This window comes from Paenibacillus sp. SAFN-117 (genome assembly GCF_051966115.1).
GTDB classification, from domain to species: domain Bacteria; phylum Bacillota; class Bacilli; order Paenibacillales; family NBRC-103111; genus Paenibacillus_L; species Paenibacillus_L residui.
Genome location: NZ_JBQCLK010000044.1, coordinates 23,274 through 43,262 on the forward strand (window position 1 = coordinate 23,274; position 19,989 = coordinate 43,262).

General features: G+C 49.3%; 22 protein-coding genes. All 22 read left to right on the forward strand.

Annotated features, from left to right (window positions below):
- Positions 1-836 precede the first annotated feature (836 nt).
- The 22 genes from rpoB to ACTHRH_RS23085 all read left to right on the forward strand — a co-directional run bounded on the left by rpoB (position 837) and on the right by ACTHRH_RS23085 (position 19,982).
- Entirely contained in the window at positions 837-4,373 is a 3,537-nt protein-coding gene (gene rpoB, locus ACTHRH_RS22980; protein WP_379291863.1) for a DNA-directed RNA polymerase subunit beta, read from the forward strand.
- 73 nt (positions 4,374-4,446) lie between these two features.
- The gene (gene rpoC / locus ACTHRH_RS22985) at positions 4,447-8,103 is read left to right on the forward strand and encodes a DNA-directed RNA polymerase subunit beta' (protein WP_144936496.1); all 3,657 of its coding nucleotides are present in this window, start codon (positions 4,447-4,449) and stop codon (positions 8,101-8,103) included.
- A 131-nt stretch (positions 8,104-8,234) separates the two neighbouring features.
- Positions 8,235-8,489 carry a 50S ribosomal protein L7ae-like protein gene (locus ACTHRH_RS22990; protein ID WP_144936498.1) on the forward strand — a complete coding sequence of 85 codons (255 nt, stop codon included), beginning with the start codon at positions 8,235-8,237 and terminating at the stop codon, positions 8,487-8,489.
- A 164-nt stretch (positions 8,490-8,653) separates the two neighbouring features.
- Positions 8,654-9,073: a 30S ribosomal protein S12 gene (gene rpsL, locus ACTHRH_RS22995; RefSeq protein ID WP_144936501.1), complete on the forward strand. Its 420-nt coding sequence runs from the start codon at positions 8,654-8,656 to the stop codon at positions 9,071-9,073.
- Positions 9,074-9,125: 52 nt separating this feature from the next.
- Positions 9,126-9,596 carry a 30S ribosomal protein S7 gene (gene rpsG, locus ACTHRH_RS23000; protein ID WP_144936504.1) on the forward strand — a complete coding sequence of 157 codons (471 nt, stop codon included), beginning with the start codon at positions 9,126-9,128 and terminating at the stop codon, positions 9,594-9,596.
- Positions 9,597-9,638: 42 nt separating this feature from the next.
- On the forward strand, positions 9,639-11,714 hold the full coding sequence (gene fusA / locus ACTHRH_RS23005) for an elongation factor G (RefSeq protein WP_144936507.1): 2,076 nt from the start codon (positions 9,639-9,641) through the stop codon (positions 11,712-11,714).
- A 30-nt stretch (positions 11,715-11,744) separates the two neighbouring features.
- Positions 11,745-12,938 carry an elongation factor Tu gene (gene tuf / locus ACTHRH_RS23010; protein ID WP_144936510.1) on the forward strand — a complete coding sequence of 398 codons (1,194 nt, stop codon included), beginning with the start codon at positions 11,745-11,747 and terminating at the stop codon, positions 12,936-12,938.
- A 331-nt stretch (positions 12,939-13,269) separates the two neighbouring features.
- Positions 13,270-13,578 carry a 30S ribosomal protein S10 gene (gene rpsJ, locus ACTHRH_RS23015; RefSeq protein WP_005544556.1) on the forward strand — a complete coding sequence of 103 codons (309 nt, stop codon included), beginning with the start codon at positions 13,270-13,272 and terminating at the stop codon, positions 13,576-13,578.
- A 71-nt stretch (positions 13,579-13,649) separates the two neighbouring features.
- Positions 13,650-14,276 carry a 50S ribosomal protein L3 gene (rplC, locus tag ACTHRH_RS23020; protein ID WP_144936513.1) on the forward strand — a complete coding sequence of 209 codons (627 nt, stop codon included), beginning with the start codon at positions 13,650-13,652 and terminating at the stop codon, positions 14,274-14,276.
- A 24-nt stretch (positions 14,277-14,300) separates the two neighbouring features.
- The gene (rplD, locus tag ACTHRH_RS23025; RefSeq protein ID WP_144936516.1) at positions 14,301-14,924 is read left to right on the forward strand and encodes a 50S ribosomal protein L4; all 624 of its coding nucleotides are present in this window, start codon (positions 14,301-14,303) and stop codon (positions 14,922-14,924) included.
- Entirely contained in the window at positions 14,924-15,214 is a 291-nt protein-coding gene (gene rplW, locus ACTHRH_RS23030) for a 50S ribosomal protein L23 (protein WP_144936519.1), read from the forward strand. The genes rplD and rplW overlap by 1 nt, the downstream gene beginning before the upstream one ends.
- Positions 15,215-15,245: 31 nt before the next feature.
- Entirely contained in the window at positions 15,246-16,076 is an 831-nt protein-coding gene (gene rplB, locus ACTHRH_RS23035; protein ID WP_144936522.1) for a 50S ribosomal protein L2, read from the forward strand.
- Positions 16,077-16,115: 39 nt separating this feature from the next.
- Positions 16,116-16,397, forward strand: a complete 282-nt coding sequence (rpsS, locus tag ACTHRH_RS23040; RefSeq protein WP_144936525.1) for a 30S ribosomal protein S19 — start codon at positions 16,116-16,118, stop codon at positions 16,395-16,397.
- Positions 16,398-16,440: 43 nt separating this feature from the next.
- Complete coding sequence (rplV, locus tag ACTHRH_RS23045) at positions 16,441-16,773, forward strand: 50S ribosomal protein L22 (RefSeq protein WP_144936528.1); 333 nt, start codon at positions 16,441-16,443, stop codon at positions 16,771-16,773.
- Positions 16,774-16,785: 12 nt separating this feature from the next.
- Complete coding sequence (gene rpsC, locus ACTHRH_RS23050; protein ID WP_144936530.1) at positions 16,786-17,448, forward strand: 30S ribosomal protein S3; 663 nt, start codon at positions 16,786-16,788, stop codon at positions 17,446-17,448.
- A 2-nt stretch (positions 17,449-17,450) separates the two neighbouring features.
- Positions 17,451-17,885, forward strand: a complete 435-nt coding sequence (rplP, locus tag ACTHRH_RS23055; protein ID WP_144936533.1) for a 50S ribosomal protein L16 — start codon at positions 17,451-17,453, stop codon at positions 17,883-17,885.
- Positions 17,875-18,072, forward strand: coding sequence for a 50S ribosomal protein L29 (gene rpmC / locus ACTHRH_RS23060; protein WP_144936536.1), 198 nt, complete (start codon positions 17,875-17,877; stop codon positions 18,070-18,072). The genes rplP and rpmC overlap by 11 nt, the downstream gene beginning before the upstream one ends.
- A gap of 32 nt (positions 18,073-18,104) precedes the next feature.
- Positions 18,105-18,368, forward strand: coding sequence for a 30S ribosomal protein S17 (rpsQ, locus tag ACTHRH_RS23065; protein ID WP_144936539.1), 264 nt, complete (start codon positions 18,105-18,107; stop codon positions 18,366-18,368).
- A gap of 51 nt (positions 18,369-18,419) precedes the next feature.
- Entirely contained in the window at positions 18,420-18,788 is a 369-nt protein-coding gene (gene rplN / locus ACTHRH_RS23070) for a 50S ribosomal protein L14 (protein WP_144936542.1), read from the forward strand.
- A gap of 58 nt (positions 18,789-18,846) precedes the next feature.
- Complete coding sequence (rplX, locus tag ACTHRH_RS23075; protein ID WP_222126656.1) at positions 18,847-19,197, forward strand: 50S ribosomal protein L24; 351 nt, start codon at positions 18,847-18,849, stop codon at positions 19,195-19,197.
- A 30-nt stretch (positions 19,198-19,227) separates the two neighbouring features.
- Positions 19,228-19,770: a 50S ribosomal protein L5 gene (rplE, locus tag ACTHRH_RS23080; protein WP_144936545.1), complete on the forward strand. Its 543-nt coding sequence runs from the start codon at positions 19,228-19,230 to the stop codon at positions 19,768-19,770.
- A gap of 26 nt (positions 19,771-19,796) precedes the next feature.
- Entirely contained in the window at positions 19,797-19,982 is a 186-nt protein-coding gene (locus ACTHRH_RS23085; protein ID WP_144936548.1) for a type Z 30S ribosomal protein S14, read from the forward strand.
- Positions 19,983-19,989 lie beyond the last annotated feature (7 nt).

Consider the following 19,989-nt stretch of genomic DNA (forward strand, 5'->3'; position numbering starts at 1 on the left):
ATTATTATAAAATGTCAGCATAAAATAGGCTTTATGTCTTTAGTTAATTAAAATGTCAAGCATTTTTTATCTTCTACAGAATTGCGGAAGAGAGGTGCGATATTTTTTTACCCAAAGGACAAGAAATGGAAAGATTTAGTCCAATCTGTCGTTTTGAAGATTATGGGATATTTACTAAGGGCATAATGAAATACAGAGAGAATTACGACTGGGCTTTTTTGGAAAAAGTTCAAAAAGGAAGGCTTCTAATGAAGCTTTTTCTAGTTTATTCCATCGGAAAGGTTTTGTTCATCAGATGTTCGTGAACGACTTTCCGATGACCGCTTAAGAGGGACTTAAATAATGAGTAGTATTTTTGCCCGCGGTAGAATTTGTAGGTATCTGCTTTCCGGACGACTTCAAATTCTATTTTGATGTTAAGAAAAGCTCTGTTGAAGCTATATCGAGGGCGGTCGTTCCTCTATACTACAGCTTTTCTCGACAACTCGAAAGGGGTTCGCCTTAAATTAAGCGGATCTGAAATTCGGGAGCGGTCAATTTCCTCTAGTGCGGTCGCTCATCCTCGAAATACTCCGAGAGGAGTTTTCCTATACAGCGGAAGGGTTAAGGATTCAGAGGGATCCGGAGCAGTTCTTTCCGCGTTAACCGCTTCTCATGCGGCCGCTTTCTACTGCGAAAGGGGCCTCGTTAGATGTCTTTTCGCTATATAAGAGACTATGCTTCATTCGCTCCAGATTTGACCGTCTTATATAGCTTGGTGAGCGGAGTTGTTCTCTATGAACAGGCTCCGGAAGTTTTAGCAACATAATTTGAGTAGTCACGAGGGGTGAAGAATGTTGGCGGGTCATCTTGTTCAATATGGTCGACGCACACGCAGGTCGTATGCACGTATTAATGAAGTGCTGGAGATTCCTAACCTGATCGAAATTCAACAGAAATCATACGATTGGTTTCTGGAGGAAGGCCTTCGGGAGATGTTTCAAGACATATCGCCAATTCAAGATTTCACGGGAAACTTGGTTTTGGAGTTTATCGACTATAGTTTGGGCGAGCCCAAATATACGGTCGACGACGCCAAAGAGCGGGATGTCACTTATGCAGCTCCTCTCCGGGTGAAGGTCCGTCTTATTAACAAAGAGACGGGTGAGGTTAAGGAACAGGAAGTGTTCATGGGGGATTTCCCTCTGATGACGGAAACAGGCACTTTTATTATTAACGGGGCGGAACGGGTAATCGTCAGTCAGCTAGTACGCTCCCCTAGTGTCTATTTTAGTACGAAAGTTGATAAAAACGGCAAAACCACCTATACGGCTACGGTTATTCCCAACCGGGGGGCCTGGTTGGAGCTGGAAACAGACGCCAAGGATATCATCTATGTGCGGATTGACCGGACTCGGAAAATTCCGGTAACCGTTCTGCTGAGAGCTCTTGGTTTCGGCACGGATGCCGAAATACTCGACCTCCTCGGCGAAGATGAGTACATCCGTAATACGCTGGACAAGGATAATACGGATTCCACGGAAAAAGCTTTGATCGAAATCTATGAGAGATTGCGTCCCGGCGAGCCGCCGACGTTGGATAACGCCAAGAGCTTGCTCGTAGCCAGATTCTTTGATCCGAAAAGATACGATTTGGCTAATGTCGGACGTTACAAGATCAATAAGAAGCTTCATATCAAGAACCGTCTGTTCAACCAGCGCCTTGCTGAAACGCTGTTCGACCCCGAAACGGGTGAGATTATTGCAGAGACGGGCCAAATGCTTGACCGCAGACTCCTGGACAAAATTCTTCCTTATTTGGAAGAAGGCGTCAATTTGAAGGAGTTTCCGGTAAATGGCGGGGTAACCGAGTCGGATGATATTCCGCTGCAATGCATTGACGTATTCTCCCCTTATGAAGATGGCAAGGTCATCAAGGTCATCTCCAACGGGAATATTGATAAATCAGTAAAGCATATTACGCCTGCCGATATTATTTCCTCCATTAACTACTTTATTAATTTGCTTCATGGTATCGGCAGTACGGATGATATTGACCATCTGGGCAACCGCCGTCTCCGGTCTGTCGGAGAATTGCTGCAGAACCAGTTCCGGATCGGTCTGTCCCGGATGGAACGTGTTGTGCGGGAGCGGATGTCCATTCAGGATGCCAATGTCATTACGCCGCAAGCGCTGATTAACATTCGTCCGGTGATCGCTTCGATCAAGGAGTTCTTCGGCAGCTCTCAGCTGTCCCAGTTTATGGACCAGACGAACCCGCTGGCTGAGCTGACGCACAAGCGCCGTCTCTCTGCTTTGGGACCTGGCGGATTGACAAGAGAACGCGCCGGGCTGGAGGTTCGGGACGTTCACCACTCTCACTATGGACGGATGTGTCCGATTGAGACGCCGGAAGGACCGAACATCGGTCTGATCAACTCTTTGTCAACCTTTGCGAGAATCAACGAATACGGCTTTATTGAGGCTCCGTATCGTTGGGTGGATCCGCAAACGGGAGTCGTCACGGACAAGATTGCCTATCTGACCGCCGATGAGGAAGATAATTACGTTATTGCTCAGGCGAATGCGGAGCTGTCTCCGGAAGGTACGTTCGTGAACGAGAACGTAATTATCCGCTATAAGGATGATATTCTGACTCTTCCGCGCGATCGGGTTGACTATATGGACGTTTCGCCTAAGCAGGTTGTATCTGTAGCGACGGCGTTGATTCCGTTCCTGGAGAACGACGACTCGAACCGTGCGCTGATGGGTTCGAACATGCAGCGGCAAGCGGTGCCTTTGCTCGTTCCGCAAGCTCCGTTAGTCGGAACCGGTATGGAGCATAAAGCGGCTAAAGATTCGGGAGTCTGTGTCGTTGCCAAGCACGATGGTGTAATCGAGAAAGCTTCCGCGAATGAAATCTGGCTTCGCCGCCAGGAGACCATAGATGGCAAGAAGGTAAGCGGAGATCTTATCAAGTATAAGCTGCACAAATTTTTCCGCTCTAACCAAGGGACTTGCATCAACCAGCGGCCGCTCGTCAAGCGCGGGGATATCGTCAAAGTCGGAGATATTCTGGCGGACGGTCCTTCCACCGAGCAGGGCGAATTGGCTCTCGGCCGTAACGTTGTCGTAGCGTTCATGACATGGGAAGGCTATAACTACGAGGATGCCATTCTGCTGAGCGAGAAACTGGTTAAGGAAGACGTGTATACGTCTATTCATATTGAGGAATACGAGTCCGAGGCGCGGGATACCAAGCTCGGACCGGAAGAAATCACCCGGGATATTCCTAACGTCGGAGAAGAGGCGTTGAAGAATCTGGATGAACGGGGAATTATTCGGGTCGGTGCGGAAATTGGCGCCGGGGACATTCTGGTCGGGAAAGTCACTCCTAAAGGGGTAACGGAACTGACTGCAGAGGAGCGCCTGCTGCACGCGATCTTCGGTGAGAAGGCACGTGAAGTCAGAGACACCTCCTTAAGAGTGCCGCACGGAACAGACGGAATCGTCGTTGACGTTAAAGTGTTTACCCGGGAGAATGGCGATGAGCTGCCTCCTGGAGTCAACCAGCTTGTACGGGTATATATCGCTCAGAAACGGAAGATTTCCGAGGGCGACAAGATGGCCGGACGTCACGGGAACAAAGGGGTTGTGGCCCGGATTCTGCCTGAGGAGGATATGCCTTTCCTGCCGGACGGAACGCCTGTAGAAGTTGTTCTGAACCCTCTTGGGGTTCCTTCCCGGATGAATATTGGTCAGGTTCTGGAGGTTCACCTCGGGATGGCAGCCAAACTGCTCGGCATTCATACCGCGAGCCCTGTTTTTGATGGAGCCACCGAGTATGACGTATTCGATACGATGGAAGAAGCCGGAATGCAGCGGAACGGTAAGACCATTCTCTACGACGGACGGACAGGAGAGCCGTTCGAACGCGAGGTCACCGTTGGCGTCATGTACATGATCAAGCTGGCGCACATGGTCGATGATAAGATCCATGCCCGTTCCACAGGGCCATACTCCCTGGTTACCCAGCAGCCGCTGGGTGGTAAGGCGCAGTTTGGCGGACAGCGGTTCGGTGAGATGGAGGTATGGGCGCTGGAGGCTTATGGCGCGGCCTATACCCTTCAGGAAATCCTTACGGTCAAGTCCGATGACGTGGTCGGCCGGGTGAAAACCTACGAATCCATTGTCAAAGGCGAGAATGTGCCGGAGCCAGGTGTTCCTGAATCGTTTAAAGTATTGATCAAAGAGCTGCAAAGCTTGGGTATGGACGTCAAGATCCTGACTGAGAACGAAGAAGAAATCGAAATGAAGGAAATAGATGATGAGGATGACACGGGCAGTGACAAGCTCAACCTCAATCTGGAAGGAGCTGAACTGGGCGTAGAATAGCCCGGTTTCAGCTTTGGACGACACACGGTCGCTAGTTTGAAGAGTAATGCACATTTCTAAGGAGGGTTGCTCCTTGATCGACGTTAACAACTTTGAGTATATGAAGATCGGATTGGCATCGCCTGAGAAGATTCGTTCCTGGTCGCGAGGGGAAGTCAAAAAGCCGGAGACGATCAACTACAGAACGTTAAAGCCCGAGAAAGAAGGGTTGTTCTGCGAAAAGATCTTCGGACCGACCAAGGATTGGGAGTGTCATTGCGGTAAATACAAGCGGGTCCGCTATAAAGGAGTCGTCTGTGACCGATGCGGTGTAGAGGTCACCCGTCAGAAGGTTCGCCGTGAGCGGATGGGCCATATTGAGCTGGCTGCTCCTGTCTCCCACATCTGGTATTTCAAGGGCATTCCGAGCCGGATGGGCCTGGCTTTGGACATGTCGCCGCGTTCCTTGGAGGAAGTGATTTATTTCGCCTCCTATGTCGTGACCGATCCGGGAGATACGCCGCTGGAGAAGAAGCAGCTGCTATCGGAGAAGGAATACCGCAGCTACCGCGAGAAATACGGATATGCTTTCCAGGCGGGAATGGGTGCCGAAGCGATCAAGAAGCTGCTTCAGGACATCGATATAGAGAAGGAATTAGATTCTCTTAAAGAAGAACTCAAGACCGCTCAGGGTCAGCGCAGGAATCGTGCGATTAAACGTCTTGAAGTCATTGAGGCTTTCCGCAACTCCAAGAACCTGCCTGAGTGGATGGTCCTCGACGTGCTCCCGGTTATACCGCCGGAGCTTCGTCCGATGGTTCAGCTCGATGGTGGCCGCTTTGCGACTTCCGACCTGAACGATCTGTATCGGCGTGTTATTAACCGGAACAACCGGCTTAAGCGCCTGTTGGATCTGGGTGCACCAGATATCATTGTTCAGAACGAGAAGCGGATGCTGCAGGAAGCGGTCGATGCCCTGATCGATAACGGCCGCCGCGGGCGTCCCGTAACCGGGCCCGGAAACCGTCCTCTGAAATCCTTAAGCCATATGCTTAAAGGAAAGCAAGGCCGTTTCCGTCAGAACCTGCTTGGTAAACGGGTAGACTATTCGGGCCGTTCGGTTATCGTTGTAGGCCCGAGCCTGAAAATGTATCAATGCGGATTACCTAAAGAAATGGCGTTGGAGCTGTTCAAGCCGTTCGTCATGAAGGAATTGGTGAACAAAGGGCTGGCCCATAACATTAAAAGTGCCAAGCGGAAGGTAGAGCGAAGCAGCGCGGAAGTGTGGGACGTTCTGGAGGAAGTAATCAAAGAACACCCAGTTCTTCTGAACCGTGCGCCTACGCTGCACAGACTTGGAATTCAGGCGTTCGAGCCTATTCTCGTAGAAGGACGTGCCATTAAGCTTCACCCGCTCGTATGTACGGCTTACAACGCTGACTTTGACGGTGACCAGATGGCGGTTCACGTTCCGTTGTCTGCAGAAGCTCAAGCGGAAGCCCGCCTTCTGATGCTGGCATCCGGCAATATTCTTAACCCGAAAGACGGAAAGCCTGTCGTTACTCCGTCTCAGGATATGGTATTGGGAAGCTTCTACTTGACGATGTCTAATAAGGAAGCCAACGGGGCGGGTATGATACTGGCATCCGTTCATGAGGCCGTCTCGCTGTATCAGCGCGGAATTGCGTCTCTGCATGCGGTTGTCGGGATTCCGGCCAAGGCCCTTAATAAGACATCATTCACGGAAAAGCAGCAAAATGCTATGCTGATTACTACCATCGGGAAAATTATATTCAATGAAATCTTCCCGAGTGATTTCCCATATATCAACGAAGCCTCCAAGGCTAACTTGCTGAATGGAATATCCGACGAGCACTTCGTGTTCGACAAAGGCGTGGACATCCGCGAGCGCATCATGCAGGCCGAGGAGAAGCCGGCTATAGGCAAGGAATACCTCGGAGCCATCATTGCGGAATGCTTCCGCCGCTACCATACGACGGAGACTTCCGTAATCCTTGATAAAATCAAGAGCCTGGGCTTTACTTACTCGACTCGCGCCGGTATTACCATTGCCGTGGCGGACGTAACCGTGCCTCAAGAGAAAGACCAGATCATCAAGGCATCGGAAGAGAAGGTACTGACCGTCACGAACCAATACCGCAGAGGTCTGATCACCGATGAAGAACGGTACGACCGCGTCATCGGCATCTGGAGTAAAGCCAAGGATGACATTACAGACATCCTCATGAAATCGCTGGATAAATTCAACTCCATCAACATGATGGTTGAATCCAAAGCACGGGGTAACAAATCCCAGATTACCCAGCTCGGCGGAATGCGCGGCTTAATGGCTAACCCGTCCGGACGGATCATCGAGTTGCCGATCAAGTCCAACTTCCGGGAAGGACTTACCGTTCTGGAGTACTTCATCTCCACGCACGGTGCCCGGAAAGGATTGTCGGATACGGCGCTTCGTACCGCAGACTCGGGTTATCTGACACGCCGTCTGGTTGACGTGGCTCAGGATGTTATCGTCCGTGAAGAGGATTGCGGCACGGACAAAGGTCTTGTCGTCACCAAAATTCAGGACGGTAAAGAGGTCATCGAGGATCTGTACGACCGGATTGAGGGAAGGTATTCCTTCGAGACGGTAAGACATCCGGAAACCGGTGAGATCATTGTCGGACGGAACGAGATGATCACGGCGTCCATTGCCGATCAGATCGTACGTGCCGGGGTGGAGAAGGTGCAAATCCGTTCGGTGCTGAGCTGCCGTGCCAAGCACGGAGTATGTAAGAAATGCTACGGACGCAACCTGGCAACAGGTCAGTTCGTTGAAATAGGTGAAGCTGTCGGAATTATCGCCGCACAATCGATCGGGGAGCCTGGAACGCAGCTGACGATGCGTACGTTCCACACCGGGGGAGTAGCCGGAGACGATATTACCCAAGGTTTGCCGCGGATTCAGGAGCTGTTCGAGGCCCGGAATCCGAAAGGTCAGGCGATCATCACCGAAGTCGACGGCGTGATCAAGGATATCCGCGAAGCCAAAGATCGCCGGGAGATTGAAGTCCAGGGCGAGGCGGAGACCAAGGTGTACTCCGTAACCTTCGGTTCCCGAATCCGGGTAACGAAGGGACAGACGGTGGAAGCCGGAGACGAGCTGACGGATGGCTCGATCGATCCGAAGGATATGCTGCGGATTAAAGGAATACGCGGCGTTCAGAATTATATTCTGCAAGAAGTTCACCGCGTATACCGGAACCAAGGCGTTGAAATCAACGACAAGCATATCGAGGTTATGATCCGCCAGATGCTGCGTAAGATCCGTATCGTCGATTCCGGAGATACACCGCTCTTGCCGGGTTCGTATGTGGATATCCATGAATACGAAGCGGCCAACCGTGAAGCGCTGCTTAACGGGCTTGAGCCTGCAGTGGCCAGACCCGTACTGCTTGGAATCACCAAGGCTTCGCTGGAGACCGACTCCTTCTTGTCGGCCGCATCCTTCCAGGAGACGACCCGTGTCCTTACGGATGCCGCCATCAAGGGCAAGGTGGACCAATTGCTCGGTCTTAAGGAGAACGTCATTATCGGTAAGCTGATTCCTGCCGGAACAGGAATGGCGCGGTACCGGAATGTACGCATCCTGGATCCGAATGCGCCGGTAACGGAGCCCGAAGGCGATGAGGCTGTAGAGAACGGTTTGGATCCCGAAGCGGGCAGCGAGGTTGCATTGAGCCAGAATTAATACTTCCAGATAGTCAAGAAAGTTCATGAAATTACATGCATGAACTTTCTTGACACAGTTTTTTTGAAGTGATATTATATCGGAGTGTGCCTATTTGATCTCACCTGTACTTTGGAGGATACGAGTTAATCATGTCTTATGATAAAGTTAAGCAGGCAAATCATTTAATCGTTGGCACCAAGCAAGCGACAAGGATGGTGGAGCTTGGTAAAGCCGAAGAGGTCATTATTGCCAAGGACGCCGATCCGCGCATAACAACGAAAATGGTAAACCTCTGCAAAAAAATGGGGGTTAAAGTAACCTATGTCGATTCTATGAAAATGCTTGGAAAAGCATGCGGGATCGAAGTGGGTGCTGCCATGGCTGCAGTGGTGAATGAAGGATAGATATGTTTTTGTTAACGGAAGGCCTTATATGAAGCACACCGGAAACGGAGTGTTTCATGGTGTACTTCTGCGGGCAAAAACTTTCCTTTGCTTTTTTATGATTCACCTGGATCTGTGGGCTTGCTGCAAGGAAGTAGAAAGTATAAAGGAAGGAGGTGCGATGAATGCCAACAATTAACCAACTAGTTCGCAAAGGCCGCAAGGCGAAGGTTTACACTTCGAAATCTCCGGCCCTGCAAAAAGGGTTTAACGCGCTGAAGAGAGAGGAAACAGATTTGAACGCCCCTCAAAAGCGCGGAGTTTGTACTCGTGTGGGCACGATGACACCGAAGAAACCGAACTCCGCCCTCAGGAAATATGCCCGTGTACGCTTGAGTAACCGTGTAGAGGTAACCGCCTATATTCCGGGAATCGGGCACAACCTTCAAGAGCACAGCGTTGTTCTGGTGCGTGGAGGTAGGGTTAAAGATCTTCCGGGGGTACGTTACCACATCGTTCGCGGAGCATTGGATACCGCAGGTGTAGCCAACCGGATGCAGGCTCGTTCCAAATACGGAGCGAAGCGTCCTAAGGAGAAGAAATAAACCGGACTCGATCCGATAAATGGATGAAGAATGTAACGAAAGGGGGATAACTATGCCACGTAAAGGACCAGTTCCACGCAGAGACGTATTGCCGGATCCGATTTACAACAGCAAGCTGGTAACCCGTCTGATCAATCGTATTATGATCGACGGTAAGAGAGGTACGGCACAAAGAATTCTATATGATGCTTTCAACGCGGTTAAAGAACGTACCGGCAAAGAGCCAATGGAAGTTTTTGAACAAGCGCTGAAGAACATCATGCCTGTATTGGAAGTAAAAGCCCGTCGTGTCGGGGGTGCCAACTACCAAGTACCTATCGAAGTAAAGCCTGAGCGCCGCACTTCGCTTGGTTTGCGCTGGTTGGTGCATTACTCTCGTCTTCGCGGCGAGAAGACAATGCAGGAAAGACTGGCTGCGGAAATCATCGATGCCAGCAATAACTCCGGTGCTTCGGTTAAGAAGCGCGAAGATACTCATAAAATGGCTGAGGCTAACAAAGCTTTTGCTCATTACCGCTGGTAGAATTCCAAAAATGGCAGCATATTAGAAAGGAGACGAATGACTATGGCAAGAGAGTTCTCCTTACAAGATACACGAAACATCGGGATCATGGCGCACATTGACGCCGGTAAGACTACCACGACGGAGCGGATCCTGTTCTACACGGGTCGTACCCACAAGATTGGGGAGACCCACGAGGGTTCCGCTACTATGGACTGGATGGAGCAGGAGCAAGAACGTGGAATCACGATCACTTCGGCGGCGACGACAGCCCAGTGGAAAGGTCACCGCATCAATATTATCGACACGCCTGGTCACGTAGACTTCACCGTTGAAGTTGAACGTTCGCTTCGTGTACTGGATGGAGCAGTTGGTGTGTTTTGCGCCAAGGGCGGCGTAGAGCCCCAATCTGAAACCGTATGGCGTCAGGCAGACCGTTATGGCGTTCCGCGGATCGCATATGTTAACAAGATGGACATTATCGGTGCAAACTTCGATGGTGTTATCGAACAGATGCGTGAAAGACTGCAGGCCAACGCTGTTGCAATCCAATACCCTATTGGTGCGGAGAGCGAATTTGTTGGTATTATCGACCTGATCGAAAACTGCGCCTACATCTATAAAGATGACAAAGGGCAGGAAATTGAGAAGGTTGAAGTTCCTGCAGAGTATCAAGATAAAGTTGAAACGCTTCGTGGAGAATTGATAGAGAAAATCGCCGAGCTGGATGAAGAACTGACGATGAAATACCTGGAAGGGGAAGAAATCAGCGTAGATGAGCTGAAGGCTGCTCTTCGCAAGGGAGTAATCGATGTTAAGATCACTCCGGTTCTGTGCGGATCCTCTTACCGTAACAAAGGTGTTCAGTTGATGCTTGACGCTGTCGTAGCTTATCTGCCGGCTCCTACCGATGTTCCGGATATTACGGGGCATTTGGAAGACGGAACCGAAGCTACCAGAAAGTCCTCCGATGATGAGCCTTTCGCAGCGCTTGCGTTCAAAATTATGACTGACCCGTATGTAGGTAAACTGACCTTCTTCCGTGTTTACTCCGGTATTCTGAATTCCGGTTCCTATGTGTTGAACACAACCAAAGGAAAGCGCGAAAGAGTGGGACGTATCCTGCAAATGCACGCTAACAGCCGTCAGGAAATTACCGAGGTTCATGCCGGTGATATCGCGGCTGCCGTAGGTTTGAAGGATACAACTACAGGGGACACCTTGTGTGATGAGAAAAATCCTGTTATTCTGGAGTCAATGACCTTCCCAGAGCCTGTTATTGACGTAGCTATCGAACCGAAGACGAAAGCCGACCAGGACAAGATGGGTATTGCTTTGTCCAAGCTGGCTGAAGAAGACCCGACTTTCAGAACGCACACCGATGAAGAAACAGGGCAGACGATCATTTCCGGTATGGGTGAGCTTCACCTGGAAGTTATCGTTGATCGTATGCTTCGCGAGTTCAAGGTGGAAGCGAACGTAGGTAAGCCTCAGGTAGCCTACAGAGAAACCTTCCGCAGTGCGGCTAAAGTCGAAGGTAAATTCGTACGTCAGTCCGGTGGACGCGGTCAATACGGACACGTATGGGTTGAGTTCGAGCCTCTTGAGCCGGGAACTGGTTTCCAATTCGAGAACAAGATTGTCGGTGGAGCCGTTCCGAAGGAGTACGTCGTTCCTGTTCAGGCAGGAATCGAAGAAGCTATGAAGAACGGGGTTTTGGCCGGATATCCGCTGGTTGACATCAAAGCAACACTGTTTGATGGTTCCTACCATGATGTTGACTCTAGTGAGATGGCGTTCAAAATTGCCGGATCTATGGCGCTCAAGGCAGCCAAGGATAAGTGTAATCCTGCCATCCTTGAGCCTATCATGAAAGTGGAAGTCACTGTACCGGAAGAGTATATGGGAGACGTTATGGGAGATTTGAACTCCCGCCGCGGACGCATTGAAGGAATGGATGCACGCGCAGGAGCCCAAGTCATTCGCGCCAAAGTACCTTTGGCCGAAATGTTCGGATACTCCACGACTCTCCGCTCCCGTACCCAAGGTCGCGGGGTTTACTCTATGGAAATTTCCCATTATGAAGAAGTGCCTAAATCTATCGCCGATGAAATCATCGCTAAGAACAAAGGCGCCTAATATATTTAATTTTAAGGAGGCTTATTAAACATGGCAAAAGCAAAATTCGAACGTACAAAACCGCACGTTAATATCGGAACTATCGGTCACGTTGACCATGGTAAAACAACTTTGACAGCTGCCATCACAACTGTATTGACAAGGAAATACGGCGGCGGAGAAGCATTCTCCTACGATCAAATCGACAAAGCTCCTGAAGAGCGCGAGCGCGGTATTACGATCTCTACTTCCCACGTTGAGTATGAGTCCGCTAACCGTCACTATGCTCACGTTGACTGCCCTGGACACGCCGACTATGTTAAAAACATGATCACCGGCGCTGCCCAAATGGACGGAGCTATCCTGGTTGTATCCGCTGCTGATGGTCCTATGCCGCAAACTCGTGAGCACATCCTGCTCTCCCGTCAGGTTGGCGTACCTTATATTGTAGTCTTCCTGAACAAATGCGACATGGTAGAAGACGAAGAGCTTCTCGAACTGGTTGAAATGGAAGTTCGCGATCTGCTGAGCGAATATGAATTCCCTGGAGATGACACTCCGGTTATCCGTGGTTCCGCACGTGAAGCTCTGCAAAATCCGGACGGAGAATGGGCTCAGAAAATCGTCGAGCTGTTCGAGCAAATCGACACCTACATTCCGACTCCTGAGCGCGACACTGACAAGCCTTTCTTGATGCCTGTCGAGGACGTATTCTCCATCACCGGACGCGGTACGGTTGCTACTGGCCGTGTAGAGCGTGGAACAGTTAAAGTGGGCGACGAGATCGAAATCGTTGGTCTTGTAGAAGAAACTAAGAAATCCGTTGTAACCGGAGTAGAAATGTTCCGTAAGCTGCTTGACTCCGCTCAAGCCGGGGACAACATCGGTGCTCTTCTCCGCGGTGTGGATCGTAAAGAAATCGAGCGCGGCCAAGTTTTGGCTAAGCCTGGTTCCGTTAATCCGCACACCAGCTTCACCGCTCAAATCTACGTACTGACTAAAGAAGAGGGCGGACGTCATAAGCCTTTCTTCACCGGATATCGTCCTCAGTTCTACTTCCGTACAACGGACGTAACAGGAATCATCACTCTTCCGGAAGGAACCGAGATGGTTATGCCTGGGGACAACATCACCGTTACCGTTGAACTGATTGCTCCGATCGCTATCGAGCAAGGAACCAAATTCGCTATTCGCGAAGGCGGACGTACAGTAGGTGCCGGTGCGGTTGCTACAATCGTGAAGTAATAATGCAATTATGAGAACCTTCATCTTAATAGGTGAAGGTTCTCTTTGCGATTTAAGAAGAGGAAGAATTCAAGCCGACGTAGAGGCTGCATAAGGCCTATAGCCCTTAATGCTTTGGTTGTTTCTATAAAAGAATAGCGTTTGAGTAAGTTTTTTTGAAATTTTCTTGATTTCTTGCTGGGTTTTTAATATAATAGTGAACGTTGGTCTGTGACGTTGCGATGATGTGAGAGGTTGCTGACACACCCGGCCCCTTTGCCATGGACGGTGTTCAGGAGATTTTCACGGAGTATGTCCGATTATAATTTGGGCGAAAGAAGGAGGGACTACTATGGCAAAGCAAAAGATTCGTATTCGCTTGAAAGCATACGATCACAGAATTCTTGATCAATCCGCCGAGAAAATCGTAGAAACGGCAAAACGTTCGGGAGCAGGTGTATCCGGACCGATTCCGCTTCCTACCGAGAAGCAAATCATCACGATTCTGCGTGCGGTTCACAAGTACAAGGATTCCAGAGAGCAATTCGAAATGCGTACGCATAAACGTTTGATTGACATTGTCAACCCGACGCCGCAAACGGTCGATGCGCTCATGCGTTTGGACTTGCCGTCCGGTGTGGACATCGAAATCAAGCTGTAGAATAGAAGATCGAAGCAACGAGTAACGAATATTTCATTTCAGAAGGATTGTAAAGGAAAAGAGGTGTCAACATGACTAAAGGTATCTTAGGTAGAAAACTGGGGATGACTCAAGTATTTACACCGGAAGGTGTAGTTCTGCCCGTAACGGTAATTCAAGCCGGCCCTTGTGTTGTTCTGCAGAAGAAAGACGTGGAGAACGACGGTTATGAGGCGATTCAGATCGGTTTTGAAGATAAGAAGGAAGTTCGCGCCAACAAGCCTGAGTCAGGCCATGCCAAAAAAGCGAACACAGCACCTAAGCGCTACATTAAAGAATTTCGCGGAGTTCAGTTGGCAGATTATGAGGTAGGACAAGAAATTAAAGTAGATCTGTTCAGCGAAGGCGAATTCGTAGACGTAACTGGCACTTCGAAAGGTAAGGGATTTGCCGGATCTATCAAAAGACATGGACAGCACAGAGGGCCTATGTCTCACGGTTCCCGTTATCATCGCGGACCGGGTTCGATGGGATCGATTCAAGCCAACCGTGTTCCCAAAGGCAAGAAATTACCGGGACATATGGGTCAGGAAACCGTTACGCTGCAAAATCTGCAAGTCGTTAAAGTGGATGCGGAGCGCAATGTAATTCTGGTTAAAGGATCTATTCCAGGACCTAAAAATAGCTTCGTCAGCATCAAATCTTCGGTTAAGAAGTAATTTTGCGAGAAAGGAGGATTCATCATGCCAAAAGTAGCATTATACAACGTTAGCGGAGCTCAGGTTGGTGAAGTTGAACTGTCCGATGCCGTATTCGGAGTTGAACCGAATCAACACGTGCTTCATGAAGCTGTTGTTATGCAGCAGGCTTCCCAGCGTCAGGGAACGCACAAGGTTAAAGGTCGCTCCGAAGTAAGAGGCGGAGGACGCAAGCCTTGGAAACAAAAAGGAACTGGTCGCGCTCGTCAAGGCAGCATCCGTGCGCCGCAGTGGAAAGGCGGAGGTGTTGTATTCGGCCCGACTCCACGCAGCTATGGATACAAATTGCCTAAGAAGGTTCGCCGTTTAGCAATCAAATCAGCTCTTTCTTCTAAAGTGATCGAGAACGAGATTATTGTGTTGGATCAACTTCAAATGAATCAGCCTAAAACGAAGGAATTCGCAGCTATTCTGAAAAATTTGAAGGCCGATCGCAAGGCACTGATCGTCGCTCCGAGCTTCGATGAAAATGTGGCATTGTCCGCTCGTAATCTCCCGGGAGTTAAATTTGTAACTGCTGAAGGAATCAACGTATTGGACGTATTGGTTCACGACAAACTCATCATTACGAAGGAAGCGGTTGAGAAAGTAGAGGAGGTTCTTGCGTAATGAAAAATCCTCGTGACATTATCAAGCGTCCGTTAATTACGGAACGTTCTGCAGATATGATGGCCGAGAAGAAATACGTGTTTGAAGTGGATATTAAGGCCAACAAAACGCAAATTCGGCAGGCGATTGAAGAAATTTTCAAAGTGAAAGTCCTTAAAGTCAACACTTTAAGAATGCCCGGCAAGCCGAAGCGCTATGGCCGTTTCTCCGGATACAGACCGGATTGGAAGAAAGCTTTTGTTACCTTAAGCCCGGACAGCAAAGAACTTGAGTTCTTTGAAACGGTCTAAGGCCATTTTGTGAAGATAGGAGGGAATCCGAATGTCATTTAAAAAATACAAACCGACATCTCCGGGAAGACGCGGTATGAACGTATCTACCTTCGAAGAGATTACGACAAGCACGCCTGAGAAGTCTTTGCTGGCTCCGCTGAGCAAGACGGCAGGACGGAACAACCAAGGTAAAATTACGGTTCGTCACCATGGCGGCGGACATAAGCGTAAGTACCGGATTATCGATTTCAGACGGAACAAAGATGGAATACCTGGACGCGTTGCTACGATCGAGTACGATCCGAACCGGACAGCTAATATTGCCTTGATCCACTATGCAGACGGAGAGAAGCGTTACATTCTTGCCCCACAAGGTTTGAAGGTGAACGATGTAATCGAGTCCGGAGCAGCTGCGGATATCAAGGTCGGAAACAGCCTTCCACTGGAAAATATTCCGGTAGGTACGCTTATCCACAATATCGAATTGAAGCCCGGCAAAGGCGGACAGCTCGTTCGTGCTGCTGGAACAGAGGCTCAGCTTCTTGGTAAAGAAGATAAGTACGTAACTGTTCGTTTATCTTCTGGAGAAGTACGCCGCATTCTCAAGGTTTGCCGCGCAACGATCGGTTCTGTCGGCAACGAGGACCATGAGCTGCTCAAAATCGGTAAAGCCGGCCGCTCCCGTTGGTTGGGCAAACGCCCGGTAGTCCGCGGGGTAGTTATGAACCCGAACGATCACCCTCACGGTGGTGGTGAAGGTCGTGCTCCAATCGGACGCAAATCTCCGATGTCTCCATGGGGTAAACCTACGCTTGGTTACAAAACCCGTAAAAAAGGTAAAGCTTCTAGTAAGTACATTGTACGTGGACGTACGAAATAATATTCAGATCCGTAAGGTTGGATGAAGGGAGGAACAGCTATGGGTCGCAGTTTGAAAAAAGGACCGTTTGTGGACAGCTATTTGCTTAAGAAGGTTGAGGAAGCCGACAGCACAAGCAAAAAAGTAGTGATCAAGACCTGGTCTCGCCGCTCCACCATTTTCCCTCAATTTGTCGGACATACTTTTGCCGTATACGATGGCAGAAAGCATGTGCCTGTGTATGTAACGGAAGACATGGTTGGGCATAAGCTCGGTGAATTTGCTCCAACCCGGACATACAAAGGGCATACGGACGACGACAAAAAAACCGGCAGACGCTAATAGCCGGAATCAGTAAGCGATATGTTTGAGAGGAGGTAGACTCATGCAAGCAACTGCAAGTGCAAGATATATTCGCATTGCTCCTCGTAAAGTTCAATTGGTTATCGATCTGATCCGCGGCAAGAACGTGGGAGAAGCTATCGCTATTTTGCGTCATACGCCTAAAGCCGCTTCTCCGGTCGTGGAGAAAATTTTGAACGCAGCGATTGCGAATGCTGAGCATAATCATTCCCTGGATCCGGAGAAGCTGTATATCGCTCAAGCTTATGTAAATCAGGGTCCGATCATGAAACGTTTTCGGCCGCGTGCTATGGGACGTGCTAGCCGTATCAATAAACGCACAAGCCACATTACGTTAGTGGTATCTGAAAAATAAGGAGGGATACATGTGGGTCAAAAAGTAAGTCCGGTCGGATTGAGAATAGGCATCATTCGTGATTGGGAATCCAAATGGTACGCAGATAAAGACTATGGCGATCTGCTCCTGGAGGATGTCAAAATCCGCGAATATCTTAAAGGTAAGCTGAAGGATGCTTCTGTTTCCCGTATTGATATCGAACGTGCTGCTAATCGGGTGAACGTAACCATCCATACGGCTAAACCAGGAATGGTTATTGGTAAAGGCGGTTCCGAGGTAGAGAATATCCGCGCCTACATTGCCAAATTGTCTAACAAGAAGGTCCACATCAATATTACAGAAATTAAAAATCCTGAGCTGGATGCAACATTGGTTGCAGAAAGCATTGCACAGCAACTCGAGCGTCGCGTATCTTTCCGCCGGGCTATGAAGCAGGCTATTCAAAGATCGATAAGAGCAGGCGCTAAAGGAATCAAGACGTCTGTCAGCGGACGTTTGGGCGGGGCGGAAATCGCTCGTACGGAAGGCTACAGCGAAGGTACCGTGCCTCTGCACACTCTGCGTGCGGACATCGACTACGGAACTGCTGAAGCTCATACCACTTACGGACGGATCGGTGTGAAGGTATGGATCTATCGTGGAGAGGTTCTTCCGCCAGCTAAGAAGAAGGCTGAACAGGAAGGAGGAAACTAATCATGTTAATGCCTAAACGTGTTAAACACCGCAAGGAACATCGCGGTAAGATGAAAGGCAGAGCCAAGGGCGGGACGGAAGTCACTTTCGGCGAATATGGCCTGCAGGCTATGGAGCCGTCCTGGGTTACCAACCGTCAGATTGAGGCTGCCCGTATTGCCATGACCCGTTACATTAAGCGTGGCGGTAAAGTATGGATTAAAATTTTCCCTTCCAAGCCGATCACCCAGAAGCCTCTTGAGGTGCGGATGGGTAGCGGTAAAGGAAGCGTAGAGAAATGGGTTGCAGTTGTTAAACCCGGTAAAATTTTGTTTGAATTGGCCGGAGTAAGCGAAGAGGTGGCTCGCGAAGCGATGCGCCTGGCTGCTCACAAACTGCCGATCAAAACAAAGTTTGTGAAACGTGATGAATTGGGTGGTGAAGCAAATGAAGGCTAGTGAATTTCGCAACTTAACCACTGAAGAGATCGAGCGCAAAATTTCCGGTTTCAAGGAAGAACTGTTCAACCTCCGTTTTCAACTGGCTACCGGCCAACTGGATAACCCGTCTCAAATCCGTAAAGTGCGCAAAGAAATTGCACGTGCCAAGACCATTTTGCGTGAAAGAGAACTCGGCATCAGCTAAGCTGAACCAGAGAGAAGAAAGGAGGATCCTTCATGAGTGAACGTAACGAACGCAAAGTTCAAATCGGTAAAGTTGTCAGCGACAAAATGGATAAAACCATCGTTGTAGCTGTAGAAACTTACAAGAAGCACTCCCTCTACCACAAGCGTATTAAATATACGAAGAAATTCAAGGCGCATGACGAGAACAACCAAGCCAAGATCGGCGATGTGGTTAAAATTATGGAAACCCGTCCGCTGTCCAAAGACAAGCGCTGGAGACTGGTTGAAATCGTAGAGGAAGCTGTAGTCATTTAAGCCGTTGCTATATAGATTTTTTCGGAAATAGGTTGAAAGGAGGTCGCTGGAATGATTCAACAACAAAGCCGTTTAAGCGTAGCCGACAACTCTGGTGCGAAGCAATTGATGTGTATTCGCGTACTTGGTGGAACAGGACGCAAGTTTGCCAATATTGGTGATTTGATCGTCTGCTCCGTCAAAGAAGCAACACCAGGCGGCGTTGTCAAAAAGGGTGATGTAGTTAAGGCGGTTATCGTTCGTTCTAAGCGTGGTGCTCGCCGGAAAGATGGTTCTTACATCACTTTCGATGAGAACGCAGCTGTTATCGTCAAAGAAGACAAAAGCCCTCGCGGAACCCGTATTTTCGGGCCGGTTGCCCGGGAGCTTCGTGATAAAGACTTCATGAAGATTATTTCGTTGGCGCCTGAAGTTATTTAATTGGGCCGCTGGCGTAACGCAGTTAGAACCATCCGTTACTTAGGAGGTGTACTTGAAAATGCCGAAAGCTAAACAGCTTGAATCCCATAATAACAAATTGCACGTCAAAAAAGACGATACGGTATTTGTTATTACCGGTAAAGATAAAGGCAAGAAGGGCCGTGTCATCGCAGCTTATCCGCGTCAGAACCGCGTGTTGGTGGAAGGCGTGAACATGGTCAAGAAGCATTCCAAACCATCCCAGCAAAATCCGCAAGGCGGAATCATCGAACAGGAAGCTCCGATTCATGTTTCCAACGTGATGCTGCTGGATCCGAAGAGCGGACAACCGACCCGTATCGGATACAAAACGCTCGACAATGGCAAAAAAGTCCGGATCGCGAAAAAATCCGGAGAAGTTATTGATTAAGTTTAGTGCGGAAAGGAGGTACATGTCAGCATGGCAGCTAGATTAAAGGATCGTTATCTGAATGATGTTACCCCTGCATTGATGCAGAAGTTTAATTACACGACCGTCATGCAGGTTCCTAAAATAGAGAAGATTGTCATCAATATGGGCGTGGGCGACGCTGTGGCTAACTCCAAGGTTCTGGACAGCGCAGTTGAGGATCTTCAGCTGATCGCCGGTCAGAAGCCTGTTATTACAAGAGCAAAGAAATCTATTGCAGGTTTTAAATTGCGTGAAGGAATGCCGATCGGAGTTAAAGTAACCCTGCGCGGTGAACGCATGTACCATTTCCTGGATAAGCTGTTTAACGTAGCTCTTCCACGCGTACGTGACTTCCGCGGGGTGTCGAACAAGGCATTCGACGGCCGCGGCAACTATACGCTTGGTTTGAAGGAACAGCTCATTTTCCCGGAAATCGATTATGACAAAGTAGACAAAGTTCGCGGTATGGACGTAGTTATCGTAACAACCGCCAAAACGGATGAAGAATCCCGCGAATTGCTTGCTCAATTGGGTATGCCTTTCGCCAAATAATTCCAACTATTGGAGGTGGAAAGTAAGTGGCAAAAACCTCGATGATCGTAAAGCAACGCCGTAAACCGAAATTTCAGGTTCGTGCATATACCCGTTGCGAGCGTTGTGGTCGTCCGCATTCCGTTCTGCGCAAATTCAAAATCTGCAGAATATGTTTCCGTGAATTAGCATACAAAGGCCAGATTCCTGGCGTCAGAAAAGCAAGCTGGTAATCACCCT

Coding starts and splice junctions, on each gene's coding strand:
- ACTHRH_RS22990 (WP_144936498.1), top strand. CDS start 8,235: ATGTCTTATGATAAAGTTAAGCAGGCAAATCATTTAATCGTTGGCACC.
- rpsL (WP_144936501.1), top strand. CDS start 8,654: ATGCCAACAATTAACCAACTAGTTCGCAAAGGCCGCAAGGCGAAGGTT.
- rpsG (WP_144936504.1), top strand. CDS start 9,126: ATGCCACGTAAAGGACCAGTTCCACGCAGAGACGTATTGCCGGATCCG.
- fusA (WP_144936507.1), top strand. CDS start 9,639: ATGGCAAGAGAGTTCTCCTTACAAGATACACGAAACATCGGGATCATG.
- tuf (WP_144936510.1), top strand. CDS start 11,745: ATGGCAAAAGCAAAATTCGAACGTACAAAACCGCACGTTAATATCGGA.
- rpsJ (WP_005544556.1), top strand. CDS start 13,270: ATGGCAAAGCAAAAGATTCGTATTCGCTTGAAAGCATACGATCACAGA.
- rplC (WP_144936513.1), top strand. CDS start 13,650: ATGACTAAAGGTATCTTAGGTAGAAAACTGGGGATGACTCAAGTATTT.
- rplD (WP_144936516.1), top strand. CDS start 14,301: ATGCCAAAAGTAGCATTATACAACGTTAGCGGAGCTCAGGTTGGTGAA.
- rplW (WP_144936519.1), top strand. CDS start 14,924: ATGAAAAATCCTCGTGACATTATCAAGCGTCCGTTAATTACGGAACGT.
- rplB (WP_144936522.1), top strand. CDS start 15,246: ATGTCATTTAAAAAATACAAACCGACATCTCCGGGAAGACGCGGTATG.
- rpsS (WP_144936525.1), top strand. CDS start 16,116: ATGGGTCGCAGTTTGAAAAAAGGACCGTTTGTGGACAGCTATTTGCTT.
- rplV (WP_144936528.1), top strand. CDS start 16,441: ATGCAAGCAACTGCAAGTGCAAGATATATTCGCATTGCTCCTCGTAAA.
- rplP (WP_144936533.1), top strand. CDS start 17,451: ATGTTAATGCCTAAACGTGTTAAACACCGCAAGGAACATCGCGGTAAG.
- rpmC (WP_144936536.1), top strand. CDS start 17,875: ATGAAGGCTAGTGAATTTCGCAACTTAACCACTGAAGAGATCGAGCGC.
- rpsQ (WP_144936539.1), top strand. CDS start 18,105: ATGAGTGAACGTAACGAACGCAAAGTTCAAATCGGTAAAGTTGTCAGC.
- rplN (WP_144936542.1), top strand. CDS start 18,420: ATGATTCAACAACAAAGCCGTTTAAGCGTAGCCGACAACTCTGGTGCG.
- rplX (WP_222126656.1), top strand. CDS start 18,847: ATGCCGAAAGCTAAACAGCTTGAATCCCATAATAACAAATTGCACGTC.
- rplE (WP_144936545.1), top strand. CDS start 19,228: ATGGCAGCTAGATTAAAGGATCGTTATCTGAATGATGTTACCCCTGCA.